This is a genomic window from Phenylobacterium sp. (genome assembly GCF_035539035.1).
Lineage (GTDB): Bacteria > Pseudomonadota > Alphaproteobacteria > Caulobacterales > Caulobacteraceae > Phenylobacterium.
In genome coordinates, this window is the sequence record NZ_DATLJI010000014.1 from 12,286 (window position 1) to 27,329 (window position 15,044).

Consider the following 15,044-nt stretch of genomic DNA (forward strand, 5'->3'; position numbering starts at 1 on the left):
TGATCCCTAGCGCGCGGCCAGAGCGGCGGTGCGCACCGCCGCCGGCAGGCTCTGGAACCAGGCCTGGGGCGAGAGCTTCTCGGCCACGACGCGCCGCCCGGCCTCACCCAGGCGGGCCCGCAGGGCGGGGTCCCGGCGCAGGGTCACCAGGGCGCTGGCGGCGGCGTCCAGGTCGGGCTCGGCCCAGGTCTGTCCGCGGTAGATGCCCTGCGGGTCGTCCACGGCGGTGGAGGTCGCCGGCGCCAGCAGGGCGGCGCCCTCAGGCATGAAGTCGAGGTTTCCCGAGAAGGCCGTGGCGACCACCGGCACGCCCAGCGCCATGGCCTCCGCCATTGGCAGGCCGAAGCCCTCGGCGCGGTGCAGGGAGATCAGCGCATCGGCGCCTGCGATCAGCCGCTTGACCTCGCCGTAGGGCCAGGTCTCGTCCACGATCCTCACATTGCCCGGCGCGTCGCGCCTGAGCGCCGCCAGCAGGTCGGGAAAGCGGGCGCCGTTCTGGGTCTTCAAGGTCAGCTCGAGGCCTGGCTCTTCGCCGAACGCCCGTCGGAAGGCCTCGATCGCGCCGCGCGGGTTCTTGCGCGCCGCCGAGGAGTTGAAATCGAACATCGCCACCGCCTGGAAGGCCGCGCGGCGAGGGAGCGGCGCGATGCCCTGGTAGTCCTCGAGGAAGAGCGGGTGCGGCACCACCCGGACCGGCGCCGCCGCGCCTGCGAGGGCCTCTGCCGTGTAGCGGCTGGGCGCCCAGACCTCGTCCACCAGCCGCGCGTCCTTCAGCCAGCTTCGTGGCGCGCGGGGCAGCTCCCAGGCCCAGTAGCCGAACCTCGGCCCCACCACCTGGCGGGGCCCGAGGCAGGCCAGGGCGCCCACCATCTCGGGCGCGTTCAGGTGGAAGATCCACGCGGCGGCTGGCGTGGCGTCCGCGAGTCGCCGGCGCCAGTCGCCCCCGCTTCCGGTGAGGCTGACGGCTTCGACCGGCGCGCCGAGGGCCTCGAACGCGCGGACCGCCAGACGGGCCGAGGCGGCGATCCCGTGCGAGCGCTCGAACAGGCCCACGACCTTGATCGGCAACCCCGCGGTGTCGGGCGCGGCGGCCGGGCGGCCGGCGGCGTGGACATAGGCCCGCAGCGCCCGTGTGACGGTCGGGGCGGCCAACCGCCGGACAGGCTCCGGAAGCGCGCGGCGCCAGAGGGCCTGGGCCGCCGCCAGACCGCTCATGCGGCGAGCGCGGCCTGCAGCGGCGCGTCGGAGCCGACGGTCTTCACCGGGCGCGGGAGGTCGTCCCGGGCGGGGCCCTGGCTCCACACGACATCAACGAAGGCGAGGCCCGGGACCTCGGCGCTCAGGGCGGCCACGGTAGCGGCGCCCCAGACGGCCGCGGCGCCGGTCCAGCGGACGCCGTGGGCGTGCAGGGCGATGGCGTCGGCGGGGATACAGTCGGGATCGGTGAGGAACAGCACCTGCTCGACCTGCTGCGGAACCGCGCCGCGGAACCGCCCGCGCGCCGCCTCGTAGACGGAGGCGTCGGTCGGCAGGTCCGGCGCACGCTCGAGCCGATCGACGACGAACAGCCGCTCGGCCCGGGCGGTCGTGGCGGGCGCGGGCGCGGCGGCCGGCTTGCGGCGGCCGCGAAGGCTGGCTTCGGCCAGGCGCATCATCGGGTGGCCGCGCACGGACGCGGGCAGGGCGGCAGGCTCCACGCCGTACTCGGCCAGGCCGCCCGCCAGCAGCCAGCGCAGGAAGCGCAGCCGGCCGAGCGCCGACCGCAGCGGATAGAGTCGCTGCAGGTCGCCGCGGCTCTCCCAGATCTCGGCGAACAGCCGCACGAACGGCGCCGGCAGGCCCTCGGCCGGGACCAGGTGGGGCGCGCGGAGCGGTCCGGTCAGGGCCTCGGGCCAGCGCGCCCGCGCGGCGACGCCGAAGCCCACGGCCAGGCGCCGGCGCAGCTCGGTGGCCGACTCCAGCGGGTCGGCGAACCGCGCGGCGCGCACGAGAAGCGGCCCGTCCCGAGAAAGCTCCTCCACCAACGACGGCGGCAGGAGATCGAGATCGAAGCGCCGGGCTGCGGCCTCCGGGCCGACGCACCAGGCGAGCAGGGTCTGCGGATCCCGGCCGAACCGCTGGCGCAGGTCGCGGCGCGCGGCCAGGAGGGCCATCGCCGCCCGCGGCGGCTGGCGCGGCTCGCGCAGCCAGCCGAGCGCCTCGGCCGCCGGTCCGCGCCAGGGCGCCTCGCGCCACACCGTCGGATCGGGCGCGCGCCCGCCGCCGCCCGCCGCCGCCAGCCGCTCGGCGGCCTGGATGGCGCGGGCGTCGAGGCCGAGCGCGGCGGCGTTGTCGCCCGCCCAGCGGATGAAGCCCAGCCGGCCCTCGGCGGTGGTGCGGTCGAACGGGTCCGCCGCAGGGCTGTCGCGCCAGGCCTGCTCCAGCAGCCGGGTGACGTCGGGAAGCCCCGGGACCACCGTCTCGGGATCGACCTCGTCGAACCAGGCGGAGGTCGCCGGGCCGAGGCCGTCCGGGAAGGTCTCGCCCGCCCGCGCGGCGCGCAGCGCGCGGCGGCGCATGGGCCGTGTCATCACCCGCCCGTCCGCCAGCTTGTTGTGGGCGTAGGGGATCGGGCTGGACGTCGCGTGGCCGTTGCCGAGCAGGGTCTTGCCGTAATCCGCCAGCAGCTCGGCCAGGCCCGAGCCCGGCTCCACCGTCAGACGGTCCTGGTGCTTGGAAAGGGTCTTCGGGCGGTTCGGGTCGAAGCCCGAGAAGTGGAAGAAGTGCAGCGGCTCGCCGTCCACCCGCCAGCCGTCGGCGGCGCGCTCGAGCGCGCGGCCCTCGAGGTTCCAGTAGGCGAGGTTGTACCCCGGGTGGCGGATCAGGTGCAGGCTGTCGACGAATCCCGGGGAGAGGTCCATCCAGCGCTGGTCGGTGAACAGGCCGTTGGCCAGGTCCACCCGGCAGTCGAACCGGCAGCGGTGCGCCCACCATTCGAGCAGGCCGTCGACCTTGGCGGTGTCGCGCATGGCGGCGAAGCCCAGGTTGTAGCTGCCCGACTGCAGGATGTTCCGGTCGTTGGGGCTGGCGTCGCCCAGCAGTGGCCGGGTCAGGTGTGGCGTGAGTACGAGTTCCGCCTGCTCCAGACCCTGGCGGACACCCGTCAGGGGGCGGAACAGGCGGATGTCGGGATCGAGATAGGTGACGCTGCCGACATCCGGCCGAGCCATCAGGTGGCGGAACACGTAGGGCTTCACCGCCGTGTTCAGCTCGAGGGCCTCGTAATAGACGATCATGTCCTGGAACGGGGCGCCGACGTCATTGGCGTCGATCACCTCGGCGATCGGCTCAAGGGTCGGGAGCGGCCCGTCGGTGGCCACTACCACGCGCCGGGCGGCAGGCTCGTGCGCCGCCACGCTCTGCATCAGGCTGGCGGCCAGCGCGGCGTAGTTGCGCGAAACGATGGTGAAGATGACGTCCAAGTCGGCGCCTTCCGTCAGGCCGCGAGCAGCTCGTCCAGCTTGCGGATGTCGGTGACCGCCGAGGCGACGCCGCCCTCCAGCCGCATCACCTTGTTGCAGTAGAGCCGCAGGAGGTCGAGGTCGTGGCTGGCCAGGACCAGGATGCCCGCGCGTTCGACCAGCTTCAGGAGCCGCTTGTGGGCGAGCTTCTGGAAGTCGGCGTCGCCGACGGCGATCCATTCGTCCATGAGCAGCACGTCGGCCTCGACGGCCGTGGCGGCGGCGAAGGCCAGGCGCGCCTGCATCCCGGCCGAATAGGTCTTCACCGGCATGGCCAGGAAGGGGCCGAGGCCCGTGAACTCGGCGATCTCGCCCATCTTCTCCTCGATGTCCTTCGAGGAGAGGCCGGCGATTCGCCCGCGCAGGCGGATGTTGTCGTAGCCGGTGGCCGAGGGATCGATGCCGAGCCCGAGGTCCAGCAGGGGGGCGATGCGGCCCTCCACCTCGATCTGGCCCTCGTCGGGCTCGTAGGCGCCGGAGAGGGCCCGAAGCAGGGTCGTCTTGCCCGAACCGTTGTGGCCGATCAGGCCCAGCCGGTCGCCGGCGCGCAGCTCGAGGTTCAGGTGCGAGAGCGCTGTGACCTCGGTGGAGCCGTGGTGCTGGCCGAGCTTGCCGCCGACGGTGATGTTGGCCAGGTGCTTCTTCAGCGACTTGGCGTCCACCCCATAGACCGGGAAGCGGAGGGTCAGGTCCCGGCAGGAGATGGAGACGGGCGGAGCCTTGCTCATAGGTAGTGCACGATCCGGCGGCGGGTGACCGCGAACACGCTGAACGTCACCGCCCAGCCGAGAACCGCCATTGCGCTCAGCACCATGTAGCTCAGCCCGCTCACCGGCGTGCCCAGGAGCGGCGCGCGGATGGCTTCGAGCATGTGGTAGAACGGATTGACGGTCAGGAAGACGTGCTGGTCGCCGAACCGGTCGGGCCGCCAGAACACCGGCGTCATGAAGAAGGCGAACTGCATCACGGAGATGACGATCTGCGGGATGTCGCGGAACCGGGCCGAGACGATCCCGGCCAGCATGCTCATCCAGGAGACGTTGACGATCAGGAAGAGGACGCCGCCCAGCGCCAGCAGCGGGTTGGCCTCGCGCCAGTAGCCGAACCAGATCAGCACCGCGACGACGATCACCAGATGGTGGGCGAGGTTGATCAGGTTCCGCAGGACCGTGCGCCAGACGAAGGTGAACATCGGCAGGCTGGTCTGCGAGAGCATCCCCGACGCCTGCACGAAGGTGTCGCAGCCCTCGTTCACCACCCCGGCGATCACCCCGAAGAAGACGATCCCGAGCGCCACATAGGGCATCAGCTCTTCCAGGGAGATGTTGAGCAGGCGCGAGTACAGGAACCCGATCCCGAGCACCATCAGGCCCATGGACAGCGTGATCCAGAACGGACCCAGGATCGAGCCGCGGTAGCGGGAGACCACGTCGTGCCAGGCCAGCGACCAGGCTAGGCCCAGCCGCTCGCCCGAGGTCTTCAGGTCCCGCAGGGCCATCTGGAACTCGAACAGCGTCCCGCGCCGTCCGGTCCGCAGCATGTGGGTGGCGGTTTCCATCAACACTCCCGACGAGAGGGCGCGGAGGTATCAGTTGGGTCTGCGCCACGCAACACGGCGCCTTGCCGCGCGGACCCACGCGTGGCCAGCTTTGCAAGCCCCGCCGCTTCCGTGTTAGCCCGCACGTCCAAGGGGCCGGACCTGTTCTGAGAGAAATGACGTCCTTCGACAACATCGCGCGCCAGGCGCCGCTGTCTCCGGACGACCGGCGCAAGCTGATGCGCGTGCTGCCGCCGAAGCTGGAGGGAGCGGGCGTCTGGCTCGTGGTGCCCTGCTACAAGGTCAGGGCGCACATCCTCAAGGTGATCGCCAAGACGCCGGCCTGGGTCGAGGGCATCGTCTGCGTCGATGACGCCTGCCCGGAGGGCTCGGGCGATTTCATCGAGGCGGAGAACACCGACCCGCGCGTGGTGGTCGTGCGCCTGCCGCAGAATCAGGGCGTCGGCGGCGCCACCATGGCCGGCTACCGCGAGGCTGCGCGCCGCGGCGGCCAGGTGCTGGTCAAGGTGGACGGCGACGACCAGATGGACCTGGGCTACGTCGCCCATCTGGTGGCGCCGATCCTCCTGGGCGAGGCCGACTACGCCAAGGGCAACCGGTTCACCTCGATCAGCCACCTGCGCTCGATGCCTTCCGTCCGGGTCTTCGGCAACGCGGTGCTGAGCTTCGCGGCCAAGCTCTCCACGGGCTACTGGAACATCTTCGACCCGACGAACGGCTACACCGCCATCGAGGCCAACGTGGCGAAGATGGCCATGGAGAAGCGGGTGTCGAAGCGGTTCTTCTTCGAGACCGATCTGCTCTACCACCTGGGGACCCTGCGCGCGGTCGTCCGCGACGTGCCGATGCCGGCCCGCTACGCCGACGAGGTCTCCAACCTGCGGATCAGCGCCATCGTCGGGCCGTTCGCGCTGAAGCACCTGAAGAACTTCCTCCAGCGGGTGCTCGGCCAGTACTTCGTGCGGGACTTCCACGCCGCCAGCCTGGAACTGGTGTTCGGGCTGTTCAGCGTGCTGTTCGGCGTCGGCTACGCCGCCCACTACCTGGCGACGCGCGTCCCCGGCCAGGCGGCCTCCGCCGGCGTGGTCATGGCCGCCGCCCTGCCGATCATCCTGGGCGCCCAGTTCCTCCTGCAGGCGATGAACTTCGACGTGCTGAACGTGCCGACCCGGCCCATTCACCCCTACCTGCGGACGATCGCGCGGATGGAAGAGGAAGAGGACGCACGCCAGTGACGCCGAAGGACATCGCGCTCTGCAGCGCCTTCGCCGTCGTCATGCCGCTCGGCCAGATCATGTTCAAATGGGGGGCGATCTACGACGGTCGGCTCACCGGCCCCTTCCTGCTCCGCGTCCTCCAGAACTGGCCGCTGATGGGCGCCTTCGTCTGGTACGCGCTCACCGCGCTGCTCTGGTTCTACGTGCTGACCCGGGTGCCGCTGTCCACCGCCTACGCCTTCTCGCTGGTGGGCGCCTGCCTGGTCCCGACCATGGGCTGGCTGGTCTTCAAGGAGGCATTCTCCTGGTCGATGGCCGCCGGCTACCTCTTGATGATGGCGGGGCTCTTCCTCGTGGTCGCCCGCCCGGGAGCGGCGGCGTGAGCCGGTTCGCGGCGCCGGTTGCCGCCATGGACGCCACCCGCTGGGTGATCGTCGCCGGTTACCTGCTGATGCTGGCGGCCAACCTTCCCGGCCACATGTCCGTGGATCCGGTGCTCTCCCTCTACGAGGGCCGATTCCACGAGCGTATCACCTGGGGCCCCCCCTTCTATGCCTGGCTGCTCGGCGCGTTCGACGCCGTGCTGTCGGGCGCCGCGCTCTATGTGACCGCCAGCGGGCTGATGCTGTTCGGCGGCTGGGTCTGGATGCTGCGGATGGCCGGCCGGGCGTCCTGGCTCTCGGTCGTCGTCGCCGCCGCGGTCGTGCTCACGCCCAACATCCTGATCTACCAGGGGATCGTCTGGAAGGACGTGTTCTTCGCCAACAGCGCGACGCTGGGCTTCATCTGCCTGATCGCCGCGTCGCAGGGCTGGGCGGCGGGGCGCCGGCCGCTCGGTTCACTCGCCGCGGCGGGCCTGCTGTTCGCCATGGCCGCCCTGGTGCGCCAGAACGGGCTCGTCGCCTGGATCCCGGCCGCCGCCGTCATCGCCTGGGCCCTGCGGGCGCGCGGCTGGAAGGTCATGGCCGGCTGGAGCCTCGGCTGGCTCGTGGCGGTGGCCCTCGTCACCCAGAGCCTCTCGGCCGTCGCGATCCCCGCGCGGGAGACCGACGACGTGGCGGTGTCGCGCGGCGTGCGGCTCGTGCAGCAGTACGACATCGCCGGCGCGCTCGCCCTGGATCCGACCCTGCCGCTGGAGCATATCGACCGCGCCGATCCGAACGCCGACGACGAGCTGCGCCGGCGCGCCGGCGCGCAGTACTCGCCCCAGCGGATCGACTTCCTGGACCGCGACCCCAAGGTGGGCGCCACCTTCTGGAGCCTGCCGGACGAGGCGATCAGGGCCGAGTGGCTGGACCTGATCGTCGAGCACCCGGGGATCTATCTGAAGACCCGCTTCGCCGACTTCCGCTGGGTGTTCGCCGCCCCGGTGATCGACCGCTGCCTGCCCGTGCACGTGGGCGTCGATGGCCCACCCGACCAGCTGGCCAGGCTCGGCATGGAGGCGCGCCGCGACCGAGACGACCAGGAGCTGTTCAACTACGTCACCTGGTTCCTCGACACGCCGGTCATGTCGCACGCGGCCTATGCGGTCCTGTCGCTGCTGGTGGCCGCCGCCCTCCTCCTGCGCCGGCGGCCGGAGGACATCGCGGTGATCGGGCTGCAGATCGCGGCGCTGGGCTTCACCGCCAGCTTCCTGGTGATCTCCCTGGCCTGCGACTACCGCTATCTCTACTTCCTCGACCTCGCCGCGCTGACCGGCCTGCTCTACCTGTCCCTCGACCCGGCGGTCTGGAAACGGCGCAGGGTCTAGGCCCGCTGGAGCGCGTTCAGGCGCGCCAGGAACCGCGCACCCACCGCCTCGTACGACAGGGTCTCGCGCACGTGCCGCCGGCCGCGCTCGCCCAGGGCGGCGGCGGCGCGCGGGTCGTCGAACAGGCCCTCGATGAGACGCGACGCGTGCTCGGCCGACGCCTCGGCCCACACCTGGCCCTCGCCGTGGGGATAGGCCCCGGGCGCAACGGGCACGAGGTCGTAGTCCACCAGCAGCGCCGTCCCCGGCGGCATGAAGTCGACGTTGCCGGAATAGCCCGTGGCGATCGCCGGCCGGCCCATGGCCATGGCCTCCGCCGAACCGCGCCCGAAGCCTTCCGACCGGTGCAGGGAGACGAAGACGTCGCAGACCCGGATCAGGTTCTTGATCTCGTTGTCGGTGAAGTCGCCCTCGAGGGTCTGCACGCGCTCGCCGAGCGCGGCGAGGCGGGCCTGGAAGGCGTCGCGCGCCCGTCGGTCGGCGGGCACGCCGCGCACCTTCATAACGCAGTGCAGGTCGGCCTCGGGCCGGCGCGCGACGAGCTGCTCGAAGGCGCTCAGCACCGCGCCCGGGTTCTTGCGCTCGGCGTAGGAGGCGAAGTCGAAGAAGAACAGCACCGTGAACGGCGCCTCGGGGATGTCGAAATAGCGTCGCGAGAGGAAGCGCGAGACCCGCGGCGCCACGGCCAGCGGGATGTCGTGGGCCGGCCGTCCGATGGCTCCGGCGATGGCGTCGCGGATGAACACCGACGGCGCCCAGACCTCGTCGAACTGGGCCACGGCGCGGGCGTAGGGGGCGGGGTAGCGGGCGAGCTCCCAGGCCGGATAGATCACGTTCGTGGCCGACGTGAACGCCGCCCGGCCCAGGGCGTCGATCACCCGGTCCACCTCGTCGGCGTTGACGCAGAAGACGTTCAGCCCGCCGAGCCGGTCGGTGACCAGCGATCGCAGCGGCTCAAAGGCGGGATCGGGGTGGCTGCGGGTGTCGGCCACGTCCAGCAGCCGGACCTCGACGCCCGCGGCGCGCAGGGCGTGCAGGGTCACGCGCAGGTGCTCGCCCATGCCGGTCGGCGCGAAGGGATAGCCCACCAGGGTGACCGTCCGACCCGCCATCACCGCTCCAGCAGCTCGGCGTCGTAGGCGTTGGCGCAGGCTTCCAGCCAGGCGTGGCCGAAGGCCCCGGGGGCCAGCGCGTCCCAGTCGTCGACCAGCAGCAGCGGAGCCTCCGCCATCGTCCGCTCCAGCCGGGCCTGCAGCACGCCGGGGCCGGCGGCGTCGGCGCGGATGCAGGGCAGGGCCCCGGGCTGGAGGACGTGGAAGGCCCCGAGTTCATCGCTCGCTCCGGCCGGGGCCAGCAGCACCGGCCGACCATCGATCCGCAGCGCCTTTTCGGCCGTGAGCGCGGGCCCGAGCGCGTCACGCGCGGCCTTCCCCCCTGCGCCGGTCCAGCTCAGAAGGAACGGAAGGTGCGCCGCTCCCGCCGCCCAGAGCGCCCGGGCCTCGTCCGGCCCGCTGACCTCGTGGCAGAAGCCGGCCAGTCGGTGGCGGGCGAGCAGCCGGTCGGCCGCCGGCAGGTCCCCCGGCGGCCCGCGTCGCACGACGAAGGCCTGCGGCTCCAGGCCCGGCGTGCGGGCGGGGGGCGCGGGGCCGATCTCGGCGCGGTAGGCCGCCCAGTCGTCGCGGGGCGGCGGCGCCGCGCGCGCCGACGCCGGCTCCGCCCCCACCGCGAGCTCGAGCGCGCTCCGGGCCTCGCTGGCGGCCTGCGGATGGGCCTCGAACCAGGCCGCTTCGTCGAAGCCGGGAGCCGGGGAGAAGCCGAGGAAGGTTCCCACGGTCAGGTAATGCAGGAGGGGGTTGGCCGCCGCCGCGGCGGCATGGCCCGCCTGGGCGAGATAGTGGTCCGGGTCGAACCGGGGCGAAGGGCTGCGCCGGGTCGGCCCGGCGGTCCGCAGAAAGTCGCTCACCGGATCGCTGGACGGCGCCGTGCGGCGCGGCTCGCGGCCCCACCAGGCGGTGTCGAACAGCGGGTGCGGATCGGCCCCGGCCGCCATGCCGGTGGTGACGTAGTGCAGCAGCGGCGCGATCCCCGCCTCGGCGGCTCCAGCAGTCCGGGCCAGGTACCAGGCGTTGGAGAACAGAGGGTGAGGGTCGCGGCCCTCGCGCCAGCCCCGCCGCAGGTAGTGGACCAGCGGGTTCTCGCCGGTCTCCGCCACGTCCTCCGACTGACCCACATAGAAGCGCAGATCGAACAGGGGGTGGGGATCGATCCCCTCGGCCGCGGCCCGGAAGAGGAAATGCTGGAGGGCCGTCAGCCGGTCGCCCGGCGCGCGCAGACGCCGCGGGTCGATCAGCGGATGCGGGCTGCGCCCCTCGAGGTCGCCCAGGACCAGGTAGTGGGCAAGCGGCGCCCAGCGGCTGCCGGCCAGCGCCGGAGCGTGCTCCAGGTACCAGGCCTGGTCGAACAGGGCGCGGGGCTGGGCGGCCGGGTCGGGGCCGGCGCGCACATAGTCGAGGAGCTTCGAGCTTTCGCCCGGTCGGCTGCCGAGCCCGGCGCCGATATCGGCTTCCCACGCACCGGAGGCCGCCAGCAGCAGGGCCCGGCCAGGCGTCTTGCCGCGCGCCAGAAGGCGCGTGGCGGCCGTGGGGAGAAGGCGGGCTGCACGCCCAGCATGCTTCTTGCGGCTGGCGGCCTGGAAGCGGCGCCAGCGGTCGTCCGCGAGGCGCTGGCGCTCGCGCCAGGCGGCCTGCCGCAGGGCCATGGCATCAGGCGTAGACATCCGCCGCCGCAGCCCGCCGCTCAGCTCTCGGCCAGCATGCTGTCGAGGCGGCGGGAGAGTTCGGCCCAGCGCCGCCGCATGGTCTCGAGTTCCGCCTGGAGCCGCTCGACGTCGGCGCGCCAGCCGGCCTCGAGCGTTTCGCGATCGCTCTTCAGCGTCTCGCGCAACTCGGCCTCCCGGGCCGTGGCCCGGTCGCGCAGCTCGCGGAGTTCGGCGCGTGTGGCGTCCAGGTCCCGGGCGGTCGGCGAGACCAGGACGCCTATCTCCTCGCGACGACGCGACAGCTCGGCCGCAGCCCGCTCCAGCGGCGCGCGATCGGGCGCCGCGCCGGTCGCCGCAGCCTCGAACCAGTCGTGCACGGCCGCCGTCAGCGCGCCCGCCCAGCCCAGCGCCGCCAGCTCGCCGGCGCCGGCGTTGTGGCGCAGCTCCGGGGTCAGGAACCGGTCGATCGCCCTGCCGGCCTTGTCGGTCAGGTTCGGCAGCGGCGCGCCGTGCGCGGCCTCGATCCGCCTGACCTCGCTCCGCCAGTCGCCGAGCAGGCCATCGTAGCTCACGAAAGCCCGCGGCAGGTCGCGGGTGTAGGCCTCCGCGGCCAGCATGTAGGCGCTCCAGAGGAGTATCGACGTCTCGGTGGCGAAGCCGTCGCGGCGCGACAACGAGCCCGCCACGGCGAGAGGATGGCGCACCGGGATCACCGCGCGCACGCCGATCCCCAGGTCCTCCAGCACCGTGCGCCAGAAGGGCATGAGCACCGTGACCCGCGGGTCCTTCAGGAGCGGGTGGCGGGCGTCGCCATATTCCTCCTGGAACAGGTCCAGCGCGCGGCTCAGCCAGACCCGCTCGTCCTTGCGCGCCAGCGGGCGGTGCGGGAAGGCGAAGACGTCGTTCCAGGCGGAGCCGGCCGCCCGCAGCCGCTCGTCGTTGAACAGCGCGATCTTCCAGGGCTCGAAGTAGCCCTTCGCATTGTGCTCGTCGCCCGGCATCACGTGCTCGGGCAGGTGTGCGCCCGCGAGCGCCAGCAGCTGAGTCACGGCCGAGGTGCCGGACCGATGCATCCCGAGCACCAGGTAGGCGGTCCGTTCGCTCGTCCGTCGGACGATCTGGGGCGCTGCGCTTGGGGCCGGTTCCTGGGTCGTCATCCTGGGTCCGCTGGCGGCGGGAAAGCCTTGGCTGTACGGGCCGTCGCAATCGGTCGCAAGGGCCGGGGCGGCGGTTGCTTGTCAGGGTCTTCTGTTGCACACAAGCCCGGGCCGCCGCGAAGGGAATTTACGCCGCATGGCCGTCACGGCCTTAGATGACGAGGTCTACCGGGTCGTCTCCACAGCGGTCGACGCGGCCTTCTACCGGACCGCTTATCCGGACCTGGACAAGCCCGAGCTGGACCCGGTGCGGCACTACCTGTCGGCGGGCTGGCGTGAGGGCCGCGATCCGGCCCCGTGGTTCTCCTCCAGAGCCTATCTGGACGCTCACGCCGACGTCCGTCGCGCGCGCGTCGAGCCGCTGTTCCACTACCTGCGCCACGGCCGCTACGAAGGGCGTGAGGTCTTCCCGTCCGACCGGGCGCCGGTCTGCGGTCCCGCCGCGCAGTTCGCGGAGGCGCAGCCGGAGGCCGCCAACGCCGAGGAGGAAGAGGCGCAGGCCCGCCGAGTGGAGCGGGAGCTGCTCGCCGGGGAGTTCGACGCCGAGTTCTACCTGGCGGCCCACCAGGACATCGCCGCGGCCGGCATGGACCCGCTGGACCATTTCCTGATCACCGGCTGGCGCGAGGGCCGCGATCCGCACCCGAAGTTCTCGGTGAAGGACTACCTCGAGACCTATCCTGACATCGCCCACGCCGGGATGAACCCCTTCGTCCACTATGTGCGCACCGGACGCGCCGAGGGGCGAATGGCGCGCAATGAGCTGGGTTTCCGCTATGAGGTGATCGCCCGCCTGCGGCCGCTGGAAGACCGGGTCGCCGAGGTGGCGAAAGCGTCGGCCGAGCTGAAGCTCGGGACCGTCGCGGCGCTGGCGAAGGCGCTGGGCCGGTCCCGCACCGGCCTCGCCGACCTGCACGTGACCTTCAGCCACGACGACTACAGGGCCAACACGGGCGGCGTGCAGCTCTGCCTGCAGCGCGAGGACGCCCGGATCGTCGCCCTGGGCCGCGACCACCTGCACCTCTACCCGGCCAAGCCCTGGCCGGTGGTGAGGACGACTGGCGAGCCGGGCAAGCTGGGGGTGGTCTGGAACGGGGAGAACGTGGGAGTCTACTCCCCGAAGGTGATCGCCCGGGTGCTGAAGCAGGCCGCAGGCGCCGGCCCCGCCGGCCAGCGCAGCTTCGCGATCCACAGCCTGCTCGGTCACGCCGCGGACGAAACGGCCGACATCCTGGCCGCTGCGGGGCTCCAGGCCGGCTGGTTCTGGCTGCACGATTTCGCCAGCCTCTGCTCGGGCTATCACCTGCTGCGCAACGACGTGGAGGACTGCGCCGCCCCGCCGCCGGACAGCGCCGCCTGCTCGATCTGCGCCTACTTCCCCCACCGCATGCGCCACCTGACGGAACACCAGCGGCTGTTCGAGCGCCTCGACCTGACCGTCGTCAGCCCGTCGCAGCCGACCCTCGACCTCTGGAAGGCCCGCTGGAGCTTCCCGGCCAAGGGCGAGGTCGTGCTGCCGCACGCCCGGCTGGTGGAGCGTGGTCCTGCTCCGGTGTCGCGCGCGCGCCGGCCTTTCCGCCTGGCCTTCGCGGGCATCCCGGCGGCGTTCAAGGGCTGGGGGATCTTCCGTGAGCTGGTGCTGAAGCACGTCGGGGACGAACGCTACGAGTTCCTGCACCTGGGCGTGGGGACGCAGAGCGGCGTGCCGGCCGCCTTCCACGAGGTGCGCGTCACCGAGGCGCAGCCGCGGCTCATGCAGGAGACGCTCGAGGCCCTTGAGGTCGACGCGGTGCTGATCTGGCCGCTCTGCCGCGAGACCTTCTCCTTCACGGCCTACGAGGCGATCGCCGCCGGCTGTGCGGTGATCACCGGGCCCGACAGCGGCAACGTCCAGGCCCTGGTGCGCGACGGCGGCCACGGCTGGGTGCTGCCGGACGAGGCCGCGCTTGCGGAGGCGCTCGACAGCGGCCGCATCGCCGAGCTCGCCCGCGCCCGGCGCAAGCCGATGCTGCACGACCTGGCGTTCAGCGCCCTGACCGTGGACCTGATCGCGCCGGAGACCGCGCCGTGAAGGTCCTCTGCTATTCCAGCTTCACCTTCTCCTACCTGAACCGCGCGCGGGTGCTGTTCCAGACGCTCCGCCGCTTCCATCCCGACTGGGAGCTGGTCGCCCTGATCACGGACGAGCCGCCGGAGGGTTTCGCCTTCGACCCGGCCGCCGAGCCGTTCGACCGCGTCGTCTGGGCCCGCGACCTGGGCATCCCGAACTTCGAGAGCTGGCTCTTCAAGCACGACGTGGTCGAGGTCTGTACGGCGGTGAAGGGGCCCTTCATCCACCAGGCCTGCGCCTCCGGCGTGGACGTAGCCATCTATCTCGATCCGGACACGGCCCTGCTCGCGCCGCTCGACCCGCTGCTGGCCTGGCTGCAGGACCACGACATCCTGCTCACCCCGCACCTGATCGACCCCAACGACGATCCGACAGCGATCCAGGACAACGACCTGTCGGCCTCGCGCACGGGCATCTTCAACCTGGGCTTCGTGGCGATCCGCACCACGGGCGAGGGTGCGCGGTTCGCGAAGTGGTGGAACGACCGGCTGCTCCGCTACTGCTACGACGACATGCCCAACGGCCTCTTCGTCGACCAGCGCTGGTGCGACCATGTGCCGGCCCTGTTCGACAGGGTGAAGGTGATCCGCGACCCGGGCTACAACGTGGCCAGCTGGAACCTCAGCACCCGGAAAGTCTCGGTGGAGAAGGACGGGCGGGTCCTGGTGAACGGCGCGCCGCTGCGCTTCTGGCACTTCACCAAGCTGGGCCCGCTCGGCGACACCATGACCAAGAAGTACGCCGGCCGGAACTTCCCGGTCTACGAAATCTGGAGCTGGTACAAGCGACTGGTCACGGCGGCGACGGAGCCGGCGATCCCCGAGCGCTACTGGGCTTACGAGGCCTTCGAGGACGGCGCCAAGATCGCCAAGCCGCAGCGCGTCCTCTACCGCCAGCGCGAGGATCTGCAGGCGGCGTTCCCCAACCCCTTCGCCTCTGGCCAGGGGAGCTTCCAGGAATGGCTCGCGACCGAAGGGCTCTAGCCGCTCGC

12 protein-coding genes are annotated in these 15,044 nt (G+C 72.1%); 5 read left to right on the forward strand and 7 right to left on the reverse strand.

All coding sequences use genetic code 11. The features are described 5' to 3' along the window. Positions 1-6: 6 nt before the first annotated feature. The 4 genes from VM685_RS09645 to VM685_RS09660 are packed head-to-tail and all read right to left on the reverse strand — an operon-like array spanning position 7 to position 5,058. The gene (locus VM685_RS09645) at positions 7-1,152 is read right to left on the reverse strand and encodes a glycosyltransferase family 4 protein (protein ID WP_325459934.1); all 1,146 of its coding nucleotides are present in this window, start codon (positions 1,150-1,152) and stop codon (positions 7-9) included. Between the two features lie 59 nt (positions 1,153-1,211). Further along, positions 1,212-3,461, reverse strand: coding sequence for a hypothetical protein (locus VM685_RS09650; RefSeq protein ID WP_325459935.1), 2,250 nt, complete (start codon positions 3,459-3,461; stop codon positions 1,212-1,214). Between the two features lie 14 nt (positions 3,462-3,475). Next, a complete protein-coding gene (locus tag VM685_RS09655) occupies positions 3,476-4,228 on the reverse strand; it encodes an ABC transporter ATP-binding protein (RefSeq protein WP_325459936.1) in 753 nt (250 codons plus the stop codon). Continuing rightward, entirely contained in the window at positions 4,225-5,058 is an 834-nt protein-coding gene (locus VM685_RS09660) for an ABC transporter permease (RefSeq protein WP_325459937.1), read from the reverse strand. The genes VM685_RS09655 and VM685_RS09660 overlap by 4 nt, the downstream gene beginning before the upstream one ends. A gap of 155 nt (positions 5,059-5,213) precedes the next feature. Between VM685_RS09660 and VM685_RS09665 the strand changes: the two genes are divergently transcribed. From VM685_RS09665 to VM685_RS09675, 3 genes are read left to right on the forward strand one after another with little or no spacing between them, the layout of a single operon-like run. After that, positions 5,214-6,293 (forward strand): glycosyltransferase family 2 protein, encoded by a 1,080-nt coding sequence (locus tag VM685_RS09665; RefSeq protein WP_325459938.1) that lies wholly within the window; start codon positions 5,214-5,216, stop codon positions 6,291-6,293. Beyond that, positions 6,290-6,658 (forward strand): hypothetical protein, encoded by a 369-nt coding sequence (locus tag VM685_RS09670; protein WP_325459939.1) that lies wholly within the window; start codon positions 6,290-6,292, stop codon positions 6,656-6,658. The genes VM685_RS09665 and VM685_RS09670 overlap by 4 nt, the downstream gene beginning before the upstream one ends. Continuing rightward, positions 6,655-8,028, forward strand: a complete 1,374-nt coding sequence (locus VM685_RS09675) for a hypothetical protein (protein ID WP_325459940.1) — start codon at positions 6,655-6,657, stop codon at positions 8,026-8,028. Before VM685_RS09670 ends, VM685_RS09675 begins: the two co-directional genes overlap by 4 nt. Here VM685_RS09675 and VM685_RS09680 read toward each other — a convergent pair. The 3 genes from VM685_RS09680 to VM685_RS09690 are packed head-to-tail and all read right to left on the reverse strand — an operon-like array spanning position 8,025 to position 11,835. Then, complete coding sequence (locus tag VM685_RS09680) at positions 8,025-9,140, reverse strand: glycosyltransferase family 4 protein (protein WP_325459941.1); 1,116 nt, start codon at positions 9,138-9,140, stop codon at positions 8,025-8,027. The genes VM685_RS09675 and VM685_RS09680 overlap by 4 nt on opposite strands. Further along, on the reverse strand, positions 9,140-10,804 hold the full coding sequence (locus tag VM685_RS09685) for a hypothetical protein (RefSeq protein ID WP_325459942.1): 1,665 nt from the start codon (positions 10,802-10,804) through the stop codon (positions 9,140-9,142). Before VM685_RS09685 ends, VM685_RS09680 begins: the two co-directional genes overlap by 1 nt. Before the next feature lie 20 nt (positions 10,805-10,824). Further along, entirely contained in the window at positions 10,825-11,835 is a 1,011-nt protein-coding gene (locus VM685_RS09690; RefSeq protein ID WP_325459943.1) for a hypothetical protein, read from the reverse strand. Between the two features lie 244 nt (positions 11,836-12,079). Here VM685_RS09690 and VM685_RS09695 point away from each other — a divergent pair, with 244 nt between their 5' ends. Continuing rightward, positions 12,080-14,014 (forward strand): glycosyltransferase, encoded by a 1,935-nt coding sequence (locus tag VM685_RS09695; protein WP_325459944.1) that lies wholly within the window; start codon positions 12,080-12,082, stop codon positions 14,012-14,014. Continuing rightward, complete coding sequence (locus tag VM685_RS09700) at positions 14,011-15,036, forward strand: hypothetical protein (protein ID WP_325459945.1); 1,026 nt, start codon at positions 14,011-14,013, stop codon at positions 15,034-15,036. The genes VM685_RS09695 and VM685_RS09700 overlap by 4 nt, the downstream gene beginning before the upstream one ends. The last annotated feature ends 8 nt before the right edge of the window (positions 15,037-15,044 follow it).